This window comes from Candidatus Saccharibacteria bacterium (assembly GCA_016700015.1).
Lineage (GTDB): Bacteria > Patescibacteriota > Saccharimonadia > Saccharimonadales > Saccharimonadaceae > Saccharimonas.
The window spans coordinates 637697-655042 of the sequence record CP064995.1; the positions used below are offsets into that span (position 1 = coordinate 637697).

Annotated in this window: 19 protein-coding genes; 5 read left to right on the forward strand and 14 right to left on the reverse strand. The window is 48.1% G+C overall.

From position 1 onward, the window contains the following. Window positions 1-2: 2 nt before the first annotated feature. From rpsB to IPM09_03550, 3 genes are all read right to left on the reverse strand, one after another. Window positions 3-701, reverse strand: coding sequence for a 30S ribosomal protein S2 (gene rpsB / locus IPM09_03540; GenBank protein QQS21574.1), 699 nt, complete (start codon window positions 699-701; stop codon window positions 3-5). Window positions 702-810: 109 nt separating this feature from the next. Further along, window positions 811-2790, reverse strand: coding sequence for a hypothetical protein (locus IPM09_03545; GenBank protein ID QQS21575.1), 1980 nt, complete (start codon window positions 2788-2790; stop codon window positions 811-813). Between the two features lie 2 nt (window positions 2791-2792). Next, on the reverse strand, window positions 2793-3395 hold the full coding sequence (locus IPM09_03550) for a hypothetical protein (protein ID QQS21576.1): 603 nt from the start codon (window positions 3393-3395) through the stop codon (window positions 2793-2795). Window positions 3396-3441: 46 nt separating this feature from the next. On the opposite strand from IPM09_03550, the gene IPM09_03555 reads away from it, so the two are divergent. Continuing rightward, the gene (locus IPM09_03555) at window positions 3442-3762 is read left to right on the forward strand and encodes a type B 50S ribosomal protein L31 (GenBank protein ID QQS21577.1); all 321 of its coding nucleotides are present in this window, start codon (window positions 3442-3444) and stop codon (window positions 3760-3762) included. A 58-nt stretch (window positions 3763-3820) separates the two neighbouring features. Here IPM09_03555 and IPM09_03560 read toward each other — a convergent pair whose 3' ends face one another. The 3 genes from IPM09_03560 to IPM09_03570 all read right to left on the reverse strand — a co-directional run bounded on the left by IPM09_03560 (window position 3821) and on the right by IPM09_03570 (window position 6929). Continuing rightward, complete coding sequence (locus IPM09_03560; GenBank protein QQS21578.1) at window positions 3821-4786, reverse strand: hypothetical protein; 966 nt, start codon at window positions 4784-4786, stop codon at window positions 3821-3823. Window positions 4787-4804: 18 nt separating this feature from the next. Beyond that, window positions 4805-5722 carry a hypothetical protein gene (locus IPM09_03565; GenBank protein ID QQS21579.1) on the reverse strand — a complete coding sequence of 306 codons (918 nt, stop codon included), beginning with the start codon at window positions 5720-5722 and terminating at the stop codon, window positions 4805-4807. A gap of 325 nt (window positions 5723-6047) precedes the next feature. Then, a complete protein-coding gene (locus IPM09_03570; GenBank protein ID QQS21580.1) occupies window positions 6048-6929 on the reverse strand; it encodes a hypothetical protein in 882 nt (293 codons plus the stop codon). Window positions 6930-7069: 140 nt separating this feature from the next. Here IPM09_03570 and prfA point away from each other — a divergent pair, with 140 nt between their 5' ends. Then, on the forward strand, window positions 7070-8140 hold the full coding sequence (gene prfA / locus IPM09_03575; protein QQS21581.1) for a peptide chain release factor 1: 1071 nt from the start codon (window positions 7070-7072) through the stop codon (window positions 8138-8140). Window positions 8141-8162: 22 nt separating this feature from the next. On the opposite strand, the gene IPM09_03580 is transcribed toward prfA, so the two are convergent. After that, entirely contained in the window at window positions 8163-8684 is a 522-nt protein-coding gene (locus IPM09_03580; GenBank protein QQS21582.1) for a gamma-glutamylcyclotransferase, read from the reverse strand. A 63-nt stretch (window positions 8685-8747) separates the two neighbouring features. On the opposite strand from IPM09_03580, the gene IPM09_03585 reads away from it, so the two are divergent. Continuing rightward, window positions 8748-9284: a hypothetical protein gene (locus tag IPM09_03585; protein QQS21583.1), complete on the forward strand. Its 537-nt coding sequence runs from the start codon at window positions 8748-8750 to the stop codon at window positions 9282-9284. Here IPM09_03585 and IPM09_03590 read toward each other — a convergent pair. Further along, window positions 9256-10197, reverse strand: a complete 942-nt coding sequence (locus IPM09_03590) for a hypothetical protein (GenBank protein ID QQS21584.1) — start codon at window positions 10195-10197, stop codon at window positions 9256-9258. The genes IPM09_03585 and IPM09_03590 overlap by 29 nt on opposite strands. A gap of 4 nt (window positions 10198-10201) precedes the next feature. Then, window positions 10202-10411, reverse strand: coding sequence for a hypothetical protein (locus IPM09_03595; protein ID QQS21585.1), 210 nt, complete (start codon window positions 10409-10411; stop codon window positions 10202-10204). A gap of 43 nt (window positions 10412-10454) precedes the next feature. Between IPM09_03595 and prmC the strand changes: the two genes are divergently transcribed. Further along, on the forward strand, window positions 10455-11282 hold the full coding sequence (gene prmC / locus IPM09_03600) for a peptide chain release factor N(5)-glutamine methyltransferase (protein ID QQS21586.1): 828 nt from the start codon (window positions 10455-10457) through the stop codon (window positions 11280-11282). Here prmC and IPM09_03605 read toward each other — a convergent pair. The 3 genes from IPM09_03605 to IPM09_03615 are packed head-to-tail and all read right to left on the reverse strand — an operon-like array spanning window position 11279 to window position 14930. Continuing rightward, complete coding sequence (locus tag IPM09_03605; protein ID QQS21587.1) at window positions 11279-12433, reverse strand: trypsin-like peptidase domain-containing protein; 1155 nt, start codon at window positions 12431-12433, stop codon at window positions 11279-11281. The genes prmC and IPM09_03605 overlap by 4 nt on opposite strands. A gap of 19 nt (window positions 12434-12452) precedes the next feature. Further along, on the reverse strand, window positions 12453-13232 hold the full coding sequence (locus tag IPM09_03610) for a hypothetical protein (protein QQS21588.1): 780 nt from the start codon (window positions 13230-13232) through the stop codon (window positions 12453-12455). Between the two features lie 24 nt (window positions 13233-13256). Beyond that, window positions 13257-14930, reverse strand: coding sequence for an LCP family protein (locus IPM09_03615; protein QQS21589.1), 1674 nt, complete (start codon window positions 14928-14930; stop codon window positions 13257-13259). A 94-nt stretch (window positions 14931-15024) separates the two neighbouring features. On the opposite strand from IPM09_03615, the gene lepB reads away from it, so the two are divergent. Then, a complete protein-coding gene (gene lepB, locus IPM09_03620; protein QQS21590.1) occupies window positions 15025-15636 on the forward strand; it encodes a signal peptidase I in 612 nt (203 codons plus the stop codon). On the opposite strand, the gene IPM09_03625 is transcribed toward lepB, so the two are convergent. After that, window positions 15633-16514: a ParB/RepB/Spo0J family partition protein gene (locus IPM09_03625; protein ID QQS21591.1), complete on the reverse strand. Its 882-nt coding sequence runs from the start codon at window positions 16512-16514 to the stop codon at window positions 15633-15635. The genes lepB and IPM09_03625 overlap by 4 nt on opposite strands. After that, the gene (locus tag IPM09_03630; protein ID QQS21592.1) at window positions 16504-17268 is read right to left on the reverse strand and encodes a ParA family protein; all 765 of its coding nucleotides are present in this window, start codon (window positions 17266-17268) and stop codon (window positions 16504-16506) included. The genes IPM09_03625 and IPM09_03630 overlap by 11 nt, the downstream gene beginning before the upstream one ends. Window positions 17269-17346 lie beyond the last annotated feature (78 nt).

A 17346-nucleotide genomic window follows, 5' to 3' on the forward strand; every position in this document is an offset into this window, starting at 1 on the left:
CGCTACGCCTCTTTCTTTGCGACGCCTTCGGCCACCGCAGCAACAAAGTAGTCAAGCATCAGTTGGAGCCCTTTAATCGCGTCGTCGTTACCGGGGATCACGTAGTCAATTTTGCTTGGGTCGGCATTGGTATCGACGACTGCCACCACAGGGATACTAAGTGTACGAGCTTCGGCCACCGCGTTGTCGTCAACCAGTGTGTCGAGCACGATCAGCGCCCCTGGCTTACCATTTAGCTCTTTAATGCCGCCATATTTTACGTTTAGCTGGTCGATCTCTTCTTGGAAACGCTGCACCTCAAGCTTGTTGTAGCGCTTTTCTAGGTCGCCGCTCGCCATCCGTCGCTCAAGATCTTTGAGCTTTTTAATCTGCGCATTAACCGTTGCGACATTTGTGAGCATGCCACCAATCCAGCGCTCCGTGACGTAGGGCTGGCCAGCTTTTTCAGCAGCTGCTTTCACCGCATCTTTCGCCTGCTTCTTAGTGCCAACAAACAGTACCTGCTTGCCGCTTGCGACGACAGCCGTCAGGAATGGAAGCGCCTTATCGAGGCCTTCAACCGTTTTTGTCAGGTCAATGATGTGACTGTCCTGGCGTTTGCTATGAATGTATGGCGCCATCTTCGGGTGCCACCGGCTCGTTTTGTGGCCAAAATGCACACCGGCTTCGAGCAAAGCCTTGATATCGACTTCAATAGCCATGATATCCTTCTCCCTTCGCGTGCACACCTATACAGGATATCTGTGCACGTTGCTTTATTACTTTTATTACAGAGGTTAATTATATTAGGCCAAGCAAGAACTGTCAACTCTAGCCGAACATATTAGCAATGTTCCTTGCTTTCGTTGCAGCCGTTGCAACATCCATTCCTTCTACACGAAATTCCATCACCCCACTCCGAAGCGGCACAACGTATCGATCACGGTATTGGGGGAGATCAATACTGCCAGCTTGTAGCGCGCGAATTTTTTCAGTGAGTGCTTCTTCCTGTACTCGCTGCCGTGCTTCAAACGAGGCTCTATCTTGATTCTGAACCTGCCTTAGCTGTCCATCATAAGAGAGATGCACTGTTCCAGGGTATCCTTCCCCAGCACCAAAAGGATATAACATGCTACCGTGCCAGCGCACATCGTCCTCCGTCAGCAATATCATCGAGACATTTCCTTCAGACGTACCCATAGAGCGTCCAAAATCTAGTTCAAAATTTTGTGCTGCTTCTTGCTGATCAGCCCTATTCCCTTTAAGAAATACCCTATCTCGACCAAATCGGCCCGGACTGTCGTTTGAACCATTATTTTCACCATAAATAACTCCGTCATTCTGAGTAACATCGAGCACGACACCTTTCTTCGCTTCTAAGACCCCATACTCGATGTCGCGTGCCGAATACGGCGCCTGTGCGACGATCTCCGCAAGCGGCACCGCGACAGTACCGGGCGAACGATCCGCATTTGCTACAACTGCACCGACTGGCAGCTTGTAGGCGGATGGCATATATTCTTCACACCAATGCGAAAGGTTGCTGTGCTGCTCAATAGTGTCGCGATTTGAACCAGTCACAAAGTCGCCCGTTTTTTCATACTGGTGGCCCCTTGAAGCAAGCTTAAATGAACTCCTGGTTATTTCTGCGAGATTTGGTGTGTTATGAAATAGTAGTTGCCCGGCGTGACGCATATCTTGATGCGCGAGAGCCTTGTGATTTCGTCGTGTAGCAAGTTCCTGCTCTATGACATATGGTTTAACTAGTTCGCGTCGGTGATAGAGGCTCGCTCCGCCAACGTATTCCCCTGGTTGCTCCTGCCATAGCTCGCGCCCGTCCGCTGCCGTGAATAACAGATCTTCGCGTATCGCTGCCTGCCTCACCAATTCATGCAAGGACGCAACCTGTTGGATATCCTCTTCCTCGAGCGTCATAGCCCCAACACACACTTCATTGAGAAATATACCAGAAATCGCTTCATCTGCAGACTGTAGTTGTTCGCGACGGCTCGTCGCAGTGGTACCATCCTGAGCAAGTATCTGGCAGATTGCGTGATCAATTTCGTAGTTACCAGTGATCGTAGGGTTATCAAGCAATATCTGACGTTCATCCCGGCCTATTGTGCCTTCAGCGCACTTTCGAATAATCTCACCCAATCGATCGTGATCGCGGTAGAATCCATCAATTGCACGCTCTAACTCGGGACTCCTGACAAATTCACAGTTGTCAATAGCACGCTCGACTCTTTCAGATAGCTCTTCGTGTGCTACCTCACTTTCGGTTACGCTGGCAACTCTTACCTCTGCCTCCCCGCCGCCAAGTGCCGGCAACTCATATGCACTCCGCGCCTCATTCACAATCCCATGTATACGGTCATTGTGTTCATGATTTGGTACATCGTCATGAATGGCACTGTCGATAGCCGCCACCACCTTTGCAACCCCATCTGGGTTACTTGATTCAAGGATTGTCAGTGCAGAGCTAATTGATTCAATCGGTAATCTATCGAGTGCCCTTGCGGTACGCGGAGAATTCTCTGGGTGCTCGGCCACCTCTAGTCCACCTACGACGCCAGCTGTCACCTCACCGCCACTTCCATCAGCAAACGAGTCAGCAGCTGCCATAACGTAGTCACCAACCAGTGCGTCGGGAGTAACACCCAAACCGCCCGCATGATTTTGTAGTGTATCTAGCTCAGCCTGTGCCGTAGCGAAAATACGGCCATCTACTGTTTCGCCACTTGGTAGGCTGTTGCCGATCTCAGTCGAAGGAGAGCCGTCTTTACTCTGCGTATACTCTTGGTGGCGCATAGTTAAGCCTCGGTCTCGTGTTGCATAAAGTATACTTCCAGATTTTCGATCATATCATCAAGCACAATTGCTTCGTCACTGCCGCTTAGTAGCTCGTATTTTTCATCTCCCGAAAAACGTGTGGTTTGTGACACAACCGGTGTCTCACGGAGTCGCAAACTAACTGTATCTCCCTCGCTTTGTTCAAAGGTATCGATCCGCAGGTGACGCGGATTACGCGAAACAATCTTAACCTTCCGTACTCCGCGATCAATCGAGCAAATGATTGGCAATGTATCGTTGGTCGCACCCGATACTTCTCGAAATCTCGCAATCAACCCCTCTAGTTTTTGGCATGCTCGTTCGATGCGCTGCGTCAGCACTTCATGGTCTTGCTTAGCGTGCAGTTGCCGCTCTTCAGCCCACCGTTCCTTTCGACGTCCTTCTAGCCGCGCCGTCATATCAACCACCACAGCGCCCAATCCATGACGCTCTACAAACTCGTCAACTATCCCATCCATAACAACCCCGCCTTCATGCAGGGGATGCTCAGCATTGATGGTATGAATATTGCTTGACATAGTTGTTGATATTTGGCGTGTGTTGGTTATAATTATAGTCCGCATACCACCCTTTGACAATAGACCGCTACTAGTGTATACTGGTGCGAGTATGAAAAGCAGTATTCACCCACAAGACTATCGCCCGGTCGTATTTAGCGACGATATAGCGGGCTTCGCGTTCTTGACTCAGTCAACAGCGCCAACAACCGAAACTATCAAATGGGAAGACGGCAACGAGTATCCACTTGTCAAAGTCCATATCTCTTCCGCTTCTCACCCATTCTTCACTGGCGAGGAAAAGATCATCGACACCGAAGGCCGTGTTGACCGCTTCAAGGCCAAATTTGCCGCTGCCGAAGCCCGCAAGGCACTGCTAGCCAACAAGGCCAAAAAGCTAAACGCCAAAAAAGCCAAAAAGACCGAACAATAAATGTAACTAAAAAGATCGTGCTAAATGCACGATCTTTTGTAATAGCTGGTTCTTCACTTTATGCCAGCCACCCTTGCTGTAGGCACTCATCGTAAATTCGTTCAGCCTGTAGTTGCTCGCGTTTTTCCTGATCGCCAAGCACACCGTCAAAATCACAGACGATACCGATTGGTTGGCCGACCTCTCCGCGCAAATCTCTGATGAGCTCGCCCGCTTGAGCGATTGTAGATGCTTCTAAAATATCGTCCCCATGTATACCTTCTTTACGACCATGCCGACCCTGACGTACCCATATACCACGTGCGGTAAATCCGTTTGATTCAAGGATTTGTTGCATACGCATGGCGTTACCGAGCCGGTCTTCTAGCACGACAACACTCGTCACATTTTGCCCACGCAGGTGGTCTACGACGCGGCCGATCGCATCTCGAGAAAATTTCGATTCGCTAGCTTCCGCAGCAATGAGCCGGTCCACAGCAGCAGTAAGTATCATTTCTCCTGGGTCTTCGCTTATAGATTTGCCTGCTGTCAGCGCGACCGTAGCCATTGCTTTTTCGACCCCTCGATCAAAAACACCGGTACCGCGAATTTTTTCGAGCTGTTCACCGCTGCCTGGTGCGTCGCCCACGGCATGACGGGTATCACCTTCGGTCCAGATGATAGTTGGCCCCGCATTCAGCATCTGATCTACCGCTTCGATAGCTCCCGGAAATTCACAGGCTTTTTGAAATGCTCGATCATGAACTAAGGCCTCACGAAACCAAACTGAAAATTCTTCACGAGTAGGCACGGTTCGATCTGGATTCATAAGTAACTCATCAATAGGTGGTGCGTACGATTTGGTAGTTTCATTAAGTTTATACCCAAACAGCGTATCGTACATTGTCATGCTAGCTGCGTACATATTGCCGGTACCATAGCGACCCAGTGCTTCATTCATTGCATCTTTTAGGTGCGCTTTAATGACCGCTACTGTTGCCTCGTTGCGGTCGTTTTTCGTACTCATTTCATGGTTAACTGTCATAAAATTGTAGTCCTTTCGTTATCCGCTTATATGTGGCACCATAAGATGCTGAAAATTCTGAACATTACAGAGAAATTCATCAAGTTTTGCATTAGCTTCCAACGCAGCCCCGGGCCTGGGCGGCTGATCGTACTCAGCGACATAATCTTCAAATGCTTTTATCGCATAGACGCGCTTTAGTAACTCCTTGGGTTCGTATACGCCATACTCAACGTCTGGTACCAACTTGTCTCCTTGTCTGACTAAGCGCGAAGCTGAACCGGTCGGGCCAGAAAAGGTATCTTCCATAAAGTGAACGACGGGGTTGCCCATAATTCCTTTATCTAGTGCACGCATCTGCATCTCGCTACCATCATCGAGATAGCCAGGGATAGACCAATTACGCGAGATGAGATAGCGGAGCTCGGCATCTGCAAAGCACCGGGCTATTTCGTACTGTATGCTTCCAAACATGCCGATATCTGCTACAAGCGTCGGTTCATCGGGGTTGATACCCAAACCGGTGACATATTCACGGATTTCTTCAGTAGTCGAATTTCTCATCAGTTTGCGCGTAAAATATGCGTATGACAATTTCTCGGGCATAGTTTTGTAATAATCGGGAAACTTCTGCCGTAAGGCTTGGGCGGCTACATAGGGGCCTAGTCCATCGCGTGCTGCAAAAACAATTTGCTTAGTGTCACCGGCTTCTCGCAAAAGTTCATCGGCAAACCCAACAATAACTGGCGCGACAAACTCTTTCGTTTTCAGATAGAGTTCGAACGCCTGACTCACGGCTTCATGTTGTTCCGCCAATGGGATATTGCTTACAATCGGGTCGGCGAGCATTTCATCGAGACGCGATTGTTCGATGCTAGAGACACGATCATTGACACCCCCTTCTCTATCGATGGGAGCAACTTCATGAGTGCGGTTTTTATGTGTTACGGGGGACATTTTTATTTTGCTTAGTTATATAACTCATATTAGCAAATTATTTGAATTTTGTCAATATGCTGTTGTGATACTACTTGCTAGTGTAAAAAGTCATTACCCCTGTTATAATAATAGTATGCCGCGTATTGAACTCAACCTCGCCGAACTAAGCGCAGAGAAACAATTAGCGAAGCCGAGATTGACGAGATCGAAACAAAGCCCGTGACTATTGAAGATAAGGCCTTCGACATACTCACCCCCAAAAGACTTCAAACATGACAAAGGCATCATCATCAAAATCTTTGCTAGCACCTATAAGGTAGTTGGCTGTTCTACGGAACTGATTTTACTGCCCGTTTGTGTCTGGACCGTTATCGGCCTGAGTCTGGCCGTTGTTACGAATACCGTCTTCAAATGCCGTTAAATTACCGCGCGCTGTTTCCAGTGATTCTCGTTGATATGATTGAGCTAGTTCGGCTACCTCAGTGAACCGTCCAACAAGCTCTCGAGGAGAGAGATCAAAGTAATCGTCACTAATAGCATTGAGTTTACCATTGAGTGCGCTCAGCTGTGTCTCATCATCTATGGTATGGCCCTCGCAGGACTTGATAAACTGACTTTTTACACCACTATAGGTAAACTCAACTCCAGGAACAAACACTGAGCTAAGCTTCTCTGAGAAACCACCAAGCTGTGCGAGACCCTCCTCTGCAAGGCTCACTTCTGATTTTAGGCGTTCGTGCTCAATTGTTGCCTTTTGGAAGTCCTCAACCGTCCACCCTGCGACATCTGGACTGAGGGCCACCATCTCCCCGAATGCCTGGCGCAGCCTGTTTTGTGTCTCTCCGAGCTTGCCTCTTGCCGCTTCCGTACGAGCTCTGAGACCGAATTCTCCTTCGGACCTCGAACTAATCTCCACAGCGTTCTCAGAGAATGCACGTTTACTATTCTCGCGCGCCTTAAGTCTCTCATTACTCAGGGCGTCGCCTAGGCCTCCACGCAAGTATTCATCATTTGCTTCCTTTGCCCGCTGATTGAAGCCGTCACGCACATCTGTTAAAGTTGCGAGACGATCACGATTTTCCGTCTGCTCGTTGATAGCATAGGTTAATGCCGCATCTGCATCGACGGTTTCCGGATGAGAGGCCACTGCTCTCTCAATAAATAGTCGGGCATCATCTTCCTGGTAAGGCCTTTGGCTACTACCATCCGACGGCATTTCTGACATATACGTTCTCCTTTTGTATTTTTATGTTAGGGGCTAGGTGTAAATAAAGCTTACGATACAATTGTAATAGTACAGTATGAAAATTACAAAAGCAACTGCCACTTTTTTTGTTTAACGACCATAAGGTGTAAAATAAGAGCATGCCACGCATCGAACTTAGTATAAACGATCTACGAGCTGAGAAACAATTGCTCGAAGCTTTTCTTGCGCGCGCCGATGCATATACCGACTCAGCTTTCTCAACAAAACATCGACGATTAAGTGAGCTTGAATGCATTGTCGAAAAAGCCACCCAACGTGAGCAGCTCGAGAAAAACCTCGCCGCCGCTAAAGAGCTCTCCAAGGGCACCGACGAACTGGCAGAGTTAGCAAAATCAGAAGTGACCGAGATTGAACAAAAACTTGATGCTACTGAAAACGAGCTGTTTGTTATGCTGACTCCAAAGGACCCAAATGATGAAAAAAATATCATTGTCGAAATCCGCGCTGGTGCTGGTGGCGACGAGGCATCGCTATTTGCCGCCGAACTCTACCGCATGTACCTACGCTGGTGCGAAACTCATAGTTACAAAACTGAACTCATGAGCGAAAGTGCCAATGAATCGGGTGGCTACAAAGAAGTCATATTCAGTATCAAGGGTGATGCTCCCTATGCTCGTCTCAAATTTGAAGGCGGCGTTCACCGCGTGCAGCGCGTACCCGTCACCGAAAGCCAGGGTCGCATCCATACCAGCACCGTCACAGTCGCTGTGTTACCCGAAGCCGAAGAGACTGATGTCAAGATCCACCAAAATGACCTGCGAGTTGATGTGTTTCGTAGCGGTGGCCATGGTGGTCAGAGTGTGAATACCACCGACAGCGCCGTACGGATCACTCACCTGCCGACTGGTATGGTTGTCACCAATCAGGACGAAAAATCACAAATTAAAAACCGCGAAAAGGCCATGAGCGTCCTGCGGGCACGACTGTTGCAAATCAAAATCGATGAAGAAAATGCAAAGCTTACTGCTGACCGGCGCGCGTTAATTGGTAGCGGCGACCGTAGCGAAAAAATCCGCACCTATAACTTTCCGCAAGATCGCATCACCGATCATCGGATCGGCTACAGCCGCAGCAATATCCCTGCTGCGATGAACGGTGATATCGACGACATCATCGAGCATCTGCAGGCCTACGAGCGTGAGCTCAAAGCCGAAGGTGTAGCAAACTAAAACTTCTATTTTTTAATCTTTTCTAAGCATGTATGCCCACGCGAACATTCGAGGCAATCTCCATAAGCCTCTCTTTTGGCACAAGCCATGGACGATAGTCTATACCGTCAACCCGCCTGCCTGGTTGCTGGCCAGGTGCCAGTACCTGCGTTTCGCACCGATATTTTTTACCGTTATCGAGCTCTACTTCTGTAAACAATTTATCGTACCAACCGAGCGATACAAGTTCCCAATTGTCGATAAGGTGCCTATCGTGGAGACTGATACGAAAGAGTGTGCCACATACCGATTCATTAGAGTTCGGCACAATGACATAGCTCGTAAACTCATTACCCCAAGTACGACGCAGCAACTCACGCGGGCGTAAATCATTTTTTTTGCTATTCGTAATACATTCAAGCGGCTGGACATAAAGCTCATAACCTTTCAATATCGCAGCCCCCACCACCTTTGGTTTACGACCAGTAATCGCACGAATCATATCAACTTCACGATCCGCTCCGTAACCAAAAAAGTAGACGTACCGTAAGTGTTGAAATACCATATTTCTATTCTACAGTAATTCAGCCATACAAGTTAGTGTGTTGCTATTTGCTATACTAGACGTATGAAATTACCTCATATCATATTCAGTGACGGTGAAGATTTTTTTACTCATTTACAAAAACAATACCGAACACACTCAAAAGGGCTTTTTATTATGACACCTTCGGGTGCCGGTAAGACATACTTTTGCAAAAAACAGACAGAGCCAGACTGGATTGATGGGGATGTCCTATGGATTGATTCTGGCGCGCAACCCCCTATAGAGTGGTGGAATGGTGGCGTACCGATGATTGAACGGGTAGAGCAGCGCTGTGATGTCATAACAGCGCAAACAGTCGATATGGGGTTGTGGGTTATGGGTTCGGTTAATTCATGGTTGAAGCCCGATGCTATTGTCATACCAAAATGGGAGACATTAGTGGAGCGCATTCACGCCCGACAAGTTAGTGGTAATTATGATGGTGGCCTTACTGACTCCCACCTCGAACAGCTCAAAACACACCTTTCAATCATCAATAAATGGCACACTGATTATGGTGTGCCAAAATTTGAATCAATCGAAGAAGCGGTTAGTACTTTGGCAGCCCAAGTCGAGTAACCGACTGGCGAGTCGCGACATTTCCAAGCCCAATTCTCACGCCATGGTGCACGCGTGTTTCAATCCGCGCACCCTCTATGCTTGCCGAAAACTTCAACACAATACCACCACCATAATCTACTGGTTGATAGGTATCCGCGAATGTCCCATCATCATTTTTTAGTTGTCCATCGATCTCTTTAATAAGTGGATTCACTGTATCATAGTGCGATGTTGCCCAAATCACTAATTTTTTTCCGGGGTTATTCGCATGCCAAACACGAGCATAACGTTCAAGGATATACAAAGATTTTTTCGTGCGATCGATAAGATCCTGTTGACCCTCCGCCCCCGTCTTCAGGCGCTCGACTTTCTCGACATCCATCTCATGTGCGGCCCAACCGGCTGGAGTCAGCCCGGTCTTTGCCTCCTCATCAGCGTAGCCATACTTCTGCTGTAGAAACGCCAGGTAGCTCTTGTCTGCAGGATTAAAAATATCTGGCTCACGAATACCAGACATTGGACGAATGGATTGGCCAGTATCCTGAGAGTAGGCAACCGAAAAATCAGCTTTCAGATTAAGAATATGCTCATTAGCATCAATGCCTCGCTCCTTCATGACGTGAACTGCCGCATCCTGAGCTAGCTGGCCAGTCTCGAGGCTTCGGTGCCCCTTTCCAGCGTACTGAGTATCGCTAGAAACAAACAATACGTAGGTGTCTTGCGCTCCCTCAGCAAGCACATCGTGGAACCATTGCTCGTCAGCACTTTTAATACGCTCGGCATCATCAGTAAACAGCGAGCCAGCATCCTGGGCACCCCTATCGCGATTATACTTGCCGTGACGCTGAAAAATGACGGCCGTTTCTCCTTGGGAAAGTTTCGGTACCACAATATCAGCCTGCTCAATTTTGTGCGGGTTTCTTTCTGTCATGGTTTTATACCTTTGGGGCCTCAAGTGCGGCTAGTCTATCTGCCGCTGCCGCAAGTCGCCGTGCTTCTTCTTTGTAGAGTGGACGGAGGGCTTCAGGAGTCGCAGGGTCTCCAGCGTGACCAACCATAACGGCTGACTGCTGGCTCAGTTCAGCGCCAGTTGCTGGTAACGGTTCAATATATTCTTGCGGTGTTATGGGGTGCTGTTCATTCATAGTGTTGGTTTTCAATTATATCTGTAGTAAAATATAGCACAGAATGGTAAAAAAGTCAAGTATTACCCCTATCCGTATCTGGCTTCGCGAGGCCGCCGAACAACTCGCTGACGTTGGGATTAGCAGTGCCTTACTTGATGCCGAACTCATACTGGCTCACACACTACGCAAAAGCCGCACTTACTTACATGCACACGAAGAAGATGGCATTGAACCACGTGAACTCGATATTGCGAACGCGCGACTCGACTTACGTCTTGATCGTACCCCCCTCGCCTACATCGTTGGTCACCGCTGGTTTTATGGACGACAGTTCAAAGTCACTCCCGCAGTATTAATTCCCCGTCCAGAATCTGAGGTACTCATTGAACTACTTAAAAAGTACATCAACCCTAGCCATCGTACTCTGCTCGATATCGGTACTGGGAGCGGCTGCCTTGGTATTACCGCCAAACTCGAGCACCCCGAACTTACCGTCACCCTGCTCGATATCAGCCGCCACGCACTTATTGTTGCCGAGCAGAATGCTAGTGACCTTCATGCTCGTGTTGCAACCTTAAGGAGTGATCTACTTGCTTCGGCCCCTCGCCGCGCCGATGTTATATTAGCAAACCTGCCTTATGTCGACAAAAGCTGGGAGCGCTCTCCAGAAACCAATTACGAACCAGAACTTGCTCTGTTTGCCGACAAAAACGGCACCGCACTCATAAAAAAACTAATTGAGCAGGCTATCCCATTACTTCCAGCCGGCGGCTTGCTTATTATTGAAGCCGACCCTTATCAGCACGCCAAACTCATTCAGCATGCATCTAGCGGCGGACTGTCCCACCTCGAAACTCTCGACTACGGACTAGTGTTTGTAAAGCCCTAGCCCGAGTAATTACCTAGTGTGATTTTAATTGTCTGTTCTTTGCCACCGCGTAATAGCATCAGTTCTATAGTATCACCCGGCGCGTATTCGCCCGCTAAACTTGAGACACTACCCTGCACTCCGACAGTGAGCCCATTAATTTTGACAATGACATCTTTGTCACGAATACCAGCCTTGTCTGCTGGACCGCCTGCAACCACACCGCTAGTTGCTTCGTCACCAATAATAAGCGCACCTTTAGTCTGTTGTATGTTGTATTGTTTCGCCACAGTCGGCGTAAGGGAAACATAGCGCAGGCCCAAATAGGCACGCTGTACCCCCTTGCCTGCCAACACCGATTTGAGCGCACCTTTCGTGGCATTGATTGGAATAGCAAATCCAATACCTTGAGCATCCGCAGCCACGGCCGTATTGATACCAATAACTTGTCCCGAAAAGTTAAGCAGTGGTCCACCTGAATTACCCGGGTTAATAGCGGCATCAGTCTGTAGCAAATCAGTCAGATTTTCCGTTTCACCACTTTCGCCGCTCGCGGCGGAGACCGGTCGACCCTTGCCTGAAATAATCCCGCTTGTCACAGTTGTCTGATACTGACCCAGTGAATTACCGATTGCGACGACCTGTTGGCCGACTCGTACCGTCGAAGAATCGCCAAGCACCGCAGGTGCTAGATCTGACACTCCATCTACTTTCAGAAAAGCGACATCATTCAGCGGATCTGACCCAATAATCCGCACATCACTATAAGTTGTCCCGTTAGATAACACGATTTCAACCTTGCTCGCACCAGAAATCACATGTTTGTTAGTCAGAATATAACCGTCTTTGCTGACGATAATTCCCGTCCCAGCAGCCTGTGCTTGTGCCATACCAAAAATCGTTCGTGTTGTGATATTTGTGATGATGGAAACCACACTTGGCGACACCTTCTCTGCAATTGCAGCCATAGCATCCTCTGAGCTGGTCGACTTTAGATTGCCGTCGGCCACTAGCGTCGTACGGCTGGTAACAGGGGTTCTGTTGGTGTGCATCCACCAATATATGCCACCGCCAATAATAGCAAGCGTCGAGCCAATCAAAATTAGACCAATAACAACCAAAAATCGCTTTATACGCTGGGCATACGTTTGTTTCGCAGGCTTCTCCATCATTCCCCCTATAGTGTGTTTATTACAGTGCTGTGTTGCCGTTAATAATTGCAAGCACATATGCCACAATCATTACTGCAGCAGCGAGCAATGCTGGCAAAATAATATCTGCACGCCGCACCAGACCGTGTTTATGATAGCTTGCATATGCACGTTCGGCTACAAGCCCGATAAGAGTAGCAAAGAGAGCAAGCTGTGAAAACTGCAGCTGTTTGTAACCTGGAACAGGATAGGCCATGAGCCAGTGAAAAGCAATCCATCCTAGCTCGGAGAATATAAAACCAGATACAAAACTGTATAGTTGTGTCATGGGCTCATCATAGCTCCCTAGGATATGGCGCGACGAAACGTAACCTATAACCCACATAGTAAGCACAAAAAATGCCACATTCCAGGCGTACGACACCATCGAAAGTGCAGTAATGCCAACAAACACAGCAACGCCTGCCTGGATTGCCACGTAGCTCCGGCGAGAACGCGGCTTAATAACCAACAGCCAACCGACATACAGTAGGGCAATAGCGGCTTGAAGCCATATCGCACCACTTGCACCATACAAAAACGTCACAACACTCACGCCAACGATAATATCCACCATATTAGCTACGAGATTTGCAAACCAAAATCGAGGCCGTACCGCCAGTGCGCGCCATTTACTTAACAACACAAGACCATAAGCAAACCATGAGGATTGTATGAGCAATACCACAACAAACAATGTCACTGCCAGCCCTATGTTCAGGGTAATGTACAGCACCTCGCTTAGTCTGGTACGTCGTGTGTGTGATCGTAGTAGATCCATATCTCCACCATTATACCATCGGTGTTACTGATTGTCGCTACTAGTGGGCGGAGAAACGATCACAATCACATAGTCGGTTGTTGCCGGTATTTGTATGGGTAGTGCTTCGGCGCTAAGGTTTTTTCCGTACAGCACTACTAATTTTTCAAGTGTTAGCGGTTTCTTTTTATCTGTGGCTGAAGTAGCTTGATAAATTGTGTTAGTTTTGTACGTCGCGGACGCAGGAGCATTGCCAACCTGATCAATCTCCATACCAAGCGCCATCAGCCTATCGGCTTCTTTTTGTGCAGCCCCAGCCACACCCGACGCATTCAAGACAATCACATGAGCCGCCTCGAGCGCAAGTGGACTGGAGTTGAGTTGCTTCTTGATGTGCGCCTGGATTTGAGTAAAGTTGTACATGCCAGCGACTGGCTGGGCAGCACCCGTTACAAGTTGATTATCCAAAAGACTGATACTCTTGATCTGATCTGTAGGAATAGTTTCGGCCAGTTTCATGATAGTACGGATTTCTGCTGTCTCAAAATTTGTGCGCAAATTCTTGCCAAGGGCATCAATGATGCCACTTACTTTGCCCACGTTAGTAATTGTTCCTGTGCTCATTGCTTTCTCTTTGATTGCTACAATGATCTTTTGTTGATTCTTTTCGCGATCAAAGTTTGAGTTCCCAAGACCGTAGGTTGGTTCGATATCGCCTCGCGCCATCGCGAGATACAGCGCATGTTCGGCATCAAGTTGGGTTAAGCCATTTTTATATTCAATGAAGTGTCCATTTGGTGGACAGTTCTTTTTCTTTTGGCTATAGGTAGCGCCACATTTCCAATCAAAATTGCTATCCATCACGCCAGGTGCGCCACCACTCCCTTCAATCATTACTGTAATTCCATCAAGTGCTTTCACCACATCTCGCATCACTGAATAATTGACGTGCACGCTATACTGAATATCAAGTCCCACTACCTCGCTGACCAATTTACGAAATTCGGTCTGCCTCTCATCTTCAGCCGATGAACTGCCAAAATCATCGTTCACACATTGGAAAAAAGCGTTTATCTTACCTGAATATCCAGGCACACATGATCTTCCGTAGCGAACCTCGAGATCACGCGGAATACTTACCATATAAGCATTATTCTTTTTCTGATCGACCGTCAGCACCATAATCGAGTCGGTCAGGTTACCGCCCGGGTGACCAGGATCATCCTCTGACGTACCAAAAACCAGTATATTTGTGCGACCGTTGCCATCCATCTTGAGCTGCCGCTGTTGCACGAGACCAAATATGTCACCCTTAAACACGGCGTTGCTGGCAAGGAGTGTTTTAACCCCAACCCAGCCACCAAACCCAATGGCTGCGATAAGCAATACGATTATCAATCGCTTAAAAAGTTTCTTGACACTAATTCGACGGCGTCCACGTCGTTTCTTTTCAGCTTCAGACTGTATGTCAATATCGCGCAGTGACTGGTCGACATCCTCTCGGCGAATTATTACTCCGGGTCGCTGGAGACCATACGCGGTCGGAACGATAGCATTAGTACTCCTTTCTTCCTGACTATCTACTGGAGACATAGAGGGGTGACGTACAAGACCCGAGACATCTGGCTTTGGAAGCTTTTTATCGGTAGCATGGTGCTCCCCGATCATGCCGGGGGAGCGCCTTGGAATAAAGCCGTCTACAGATGGTTTTTTTGACATATACTACCTCTACTATAGCTAACGTGTGTTAAAAATGGAACTAGTCATGCTAATGTTTTGTGGTTTTCGTCACCCATCCTGTATAGTGAGAGGAATGGAAGCAAACTTTATCGAACGACATCCTCGACTTAAGGATATTCTGCATTTTTTTGTATTTATTTTGATCGTTTTCATTGGCACCGTCATTATAAATACGTTTATTTTTCGGAGCTTTTCGGTAACTGGGCATAGTATGGACAACACACTGGCCGATGGTGAGCGCCTAATCGTGAACCGCATGCCCATCACTACTGCTCAGTTCCAAAATAAAAGTTACTCACCTGAGCGTGGGCAAATAATTGTATTTAAAAATCCACGCTTTGTTCAAGGCGAGCGCGACGAATATATTGTTAAGCGCGTCATAGCATTTGCCGGGGAGCGCGTAACTGTAAATGGCGGTGTACTGACCGTTTATAACACAGACCATCCAAACGGCTTTCATCCCGATGATGATTACCGCAAAAACGGCGTCGGCCCTAAATCACCCGTTAGCGGAGATGGTGTCGACATTGTCGTGCCGGATGGCACTATCTTCGTGTGCGGTGACAATCGTGTTGGCAATATGTCCTACGATTCTCGAACCGGACTTGGTACGATTCCTATTTTCGACATCGTAGGGCCCGTCGGCGTCCGACTATGGCCGATCACAAAATTCACTATATTCTAGAGCCTTTTAAGAAGTTTTGCCAGACGCGCAAAATCCGCATTATTAGTAAATCTGATAACAATCTGGCCCGAACCTTTAGCGGAAGTGCGGATTGATACCGGTGCCTTAAAGCGACGCTGAAACATCTCCGCATCTTGTTGGTGTAGCATTACTTCTGAGGTTTTGCGTATTGGCTGGTCACCTGCCTTGATACGATTAACATACTGCTCGATTGCACGCGAACTCCACTCTTCTTGCAATATACGCGGTAGCACTTTCTCAATAACGTCAACCTCTAACCCAATCAATGGTCGCGCCTGACCTTCACGAAGCAGCCCGTCGGCAAGCGCTTCTCTCACCGACTCGGGCAAACGCAGCAGACGCAGCGTATTACTAATTGCCGCTACCGATTTACCGCCAACCCTGTGGCCAATCTGATCAAGCGTCAGGTTGAATTGATCACGAAGCTTGAGGTATGCCGTGGCGGTTTCCAGGACATTGAGGTCTTTGCGTTGCAAATTTTCTATTAGCGAAAGTTCAAGTTTGTGCTGGTTGGACAATGTTCGGATGATTGCAGGAATTTTATCGAGACCGGCTCGTTTTGCGGCATGGTATCGCCGCTCGCCGGCAACAATCATGTAACCATCCCCATACGGGCGTACCACAATCGGCTGCAAAATGCCATGAGCTTTGATCGATTCTGCCAGCTCATCAAGCGATACATCATCAAACATTCGACGTGGCTGTTCTGGGTCGGGCGTAATCACTGCGAGTCGCAAATGGCGTAAATCACTCATTTTTTCGTCTTGCGCCGCAGTCGGATCAAATTCCTCGTCGAGTAGTTCTGTCGGAATGAGTGAATCAAAACCTCTTCCTAATCCCATTTTTTTAGCTGACACGTTCTATCACCTCCTTGGTTACCGCTTTGTACGCACGCGCACCCTTACTCCAACGATCATACACGCCGATCGGCGCACCATGACTCGGTGCTTCAGCCAAACGGACATTCCGTGGAATAATCGTTTTGAAAACTTTAGCGGGAAAGTGCTTATTGATTTCCGCCAGCACCTGGCCTGAAAGTGATGTACGACTATCTACCATTGTCGGCAGCACACCTATGAGGTCAAGTGTTGGGTTCAGGTTTTTACGGATTAGCTTCATGGTTTCAAGCAGCTGACCAAGACCCTCAAGTGCATAGAATTCAGCCTGCACCGGCAACAGTACGTAGCGCGCTGCAATCAGCCCATTCACCGTCAGCAAACTAAGACTGGGCGGACTGTCGACAATGATATATTCATAATCTTGCGCACCAGATTCGATCGCTTGCTTGAGGCGCGTAAAACGATGACTAGCTTGAGCAAGCTCCACTTCTGTATTCGCAAGCACGGGAGTTGAGGGCGCAATAGATAGGTTTTTGTGCTCCGTGGTCACGATGATATCGGCCAGAGTGTGTGTACCCATAACAACATCTGCCATCGTTAGCGAAAGGTTTTGCTTGTCAATACCAAGGCCGCTCGTAGCATTACCCTGCGGGTCAAAGTCAACCAATAAAGTTTTATGACCAAACTTAGCTAGATAGTAAGCAACATTAATTGCGGTAGTCGTTTTACCGACCCCGCCCTTTTGATTTGTCACTGCAATAACAGTAGTCACGTGTTGATTTCCCTCGCTTCTTTCTAGTACCAGTATACCATGCACTACAAGTGTGTAGGGATATGCATTTTTATTATG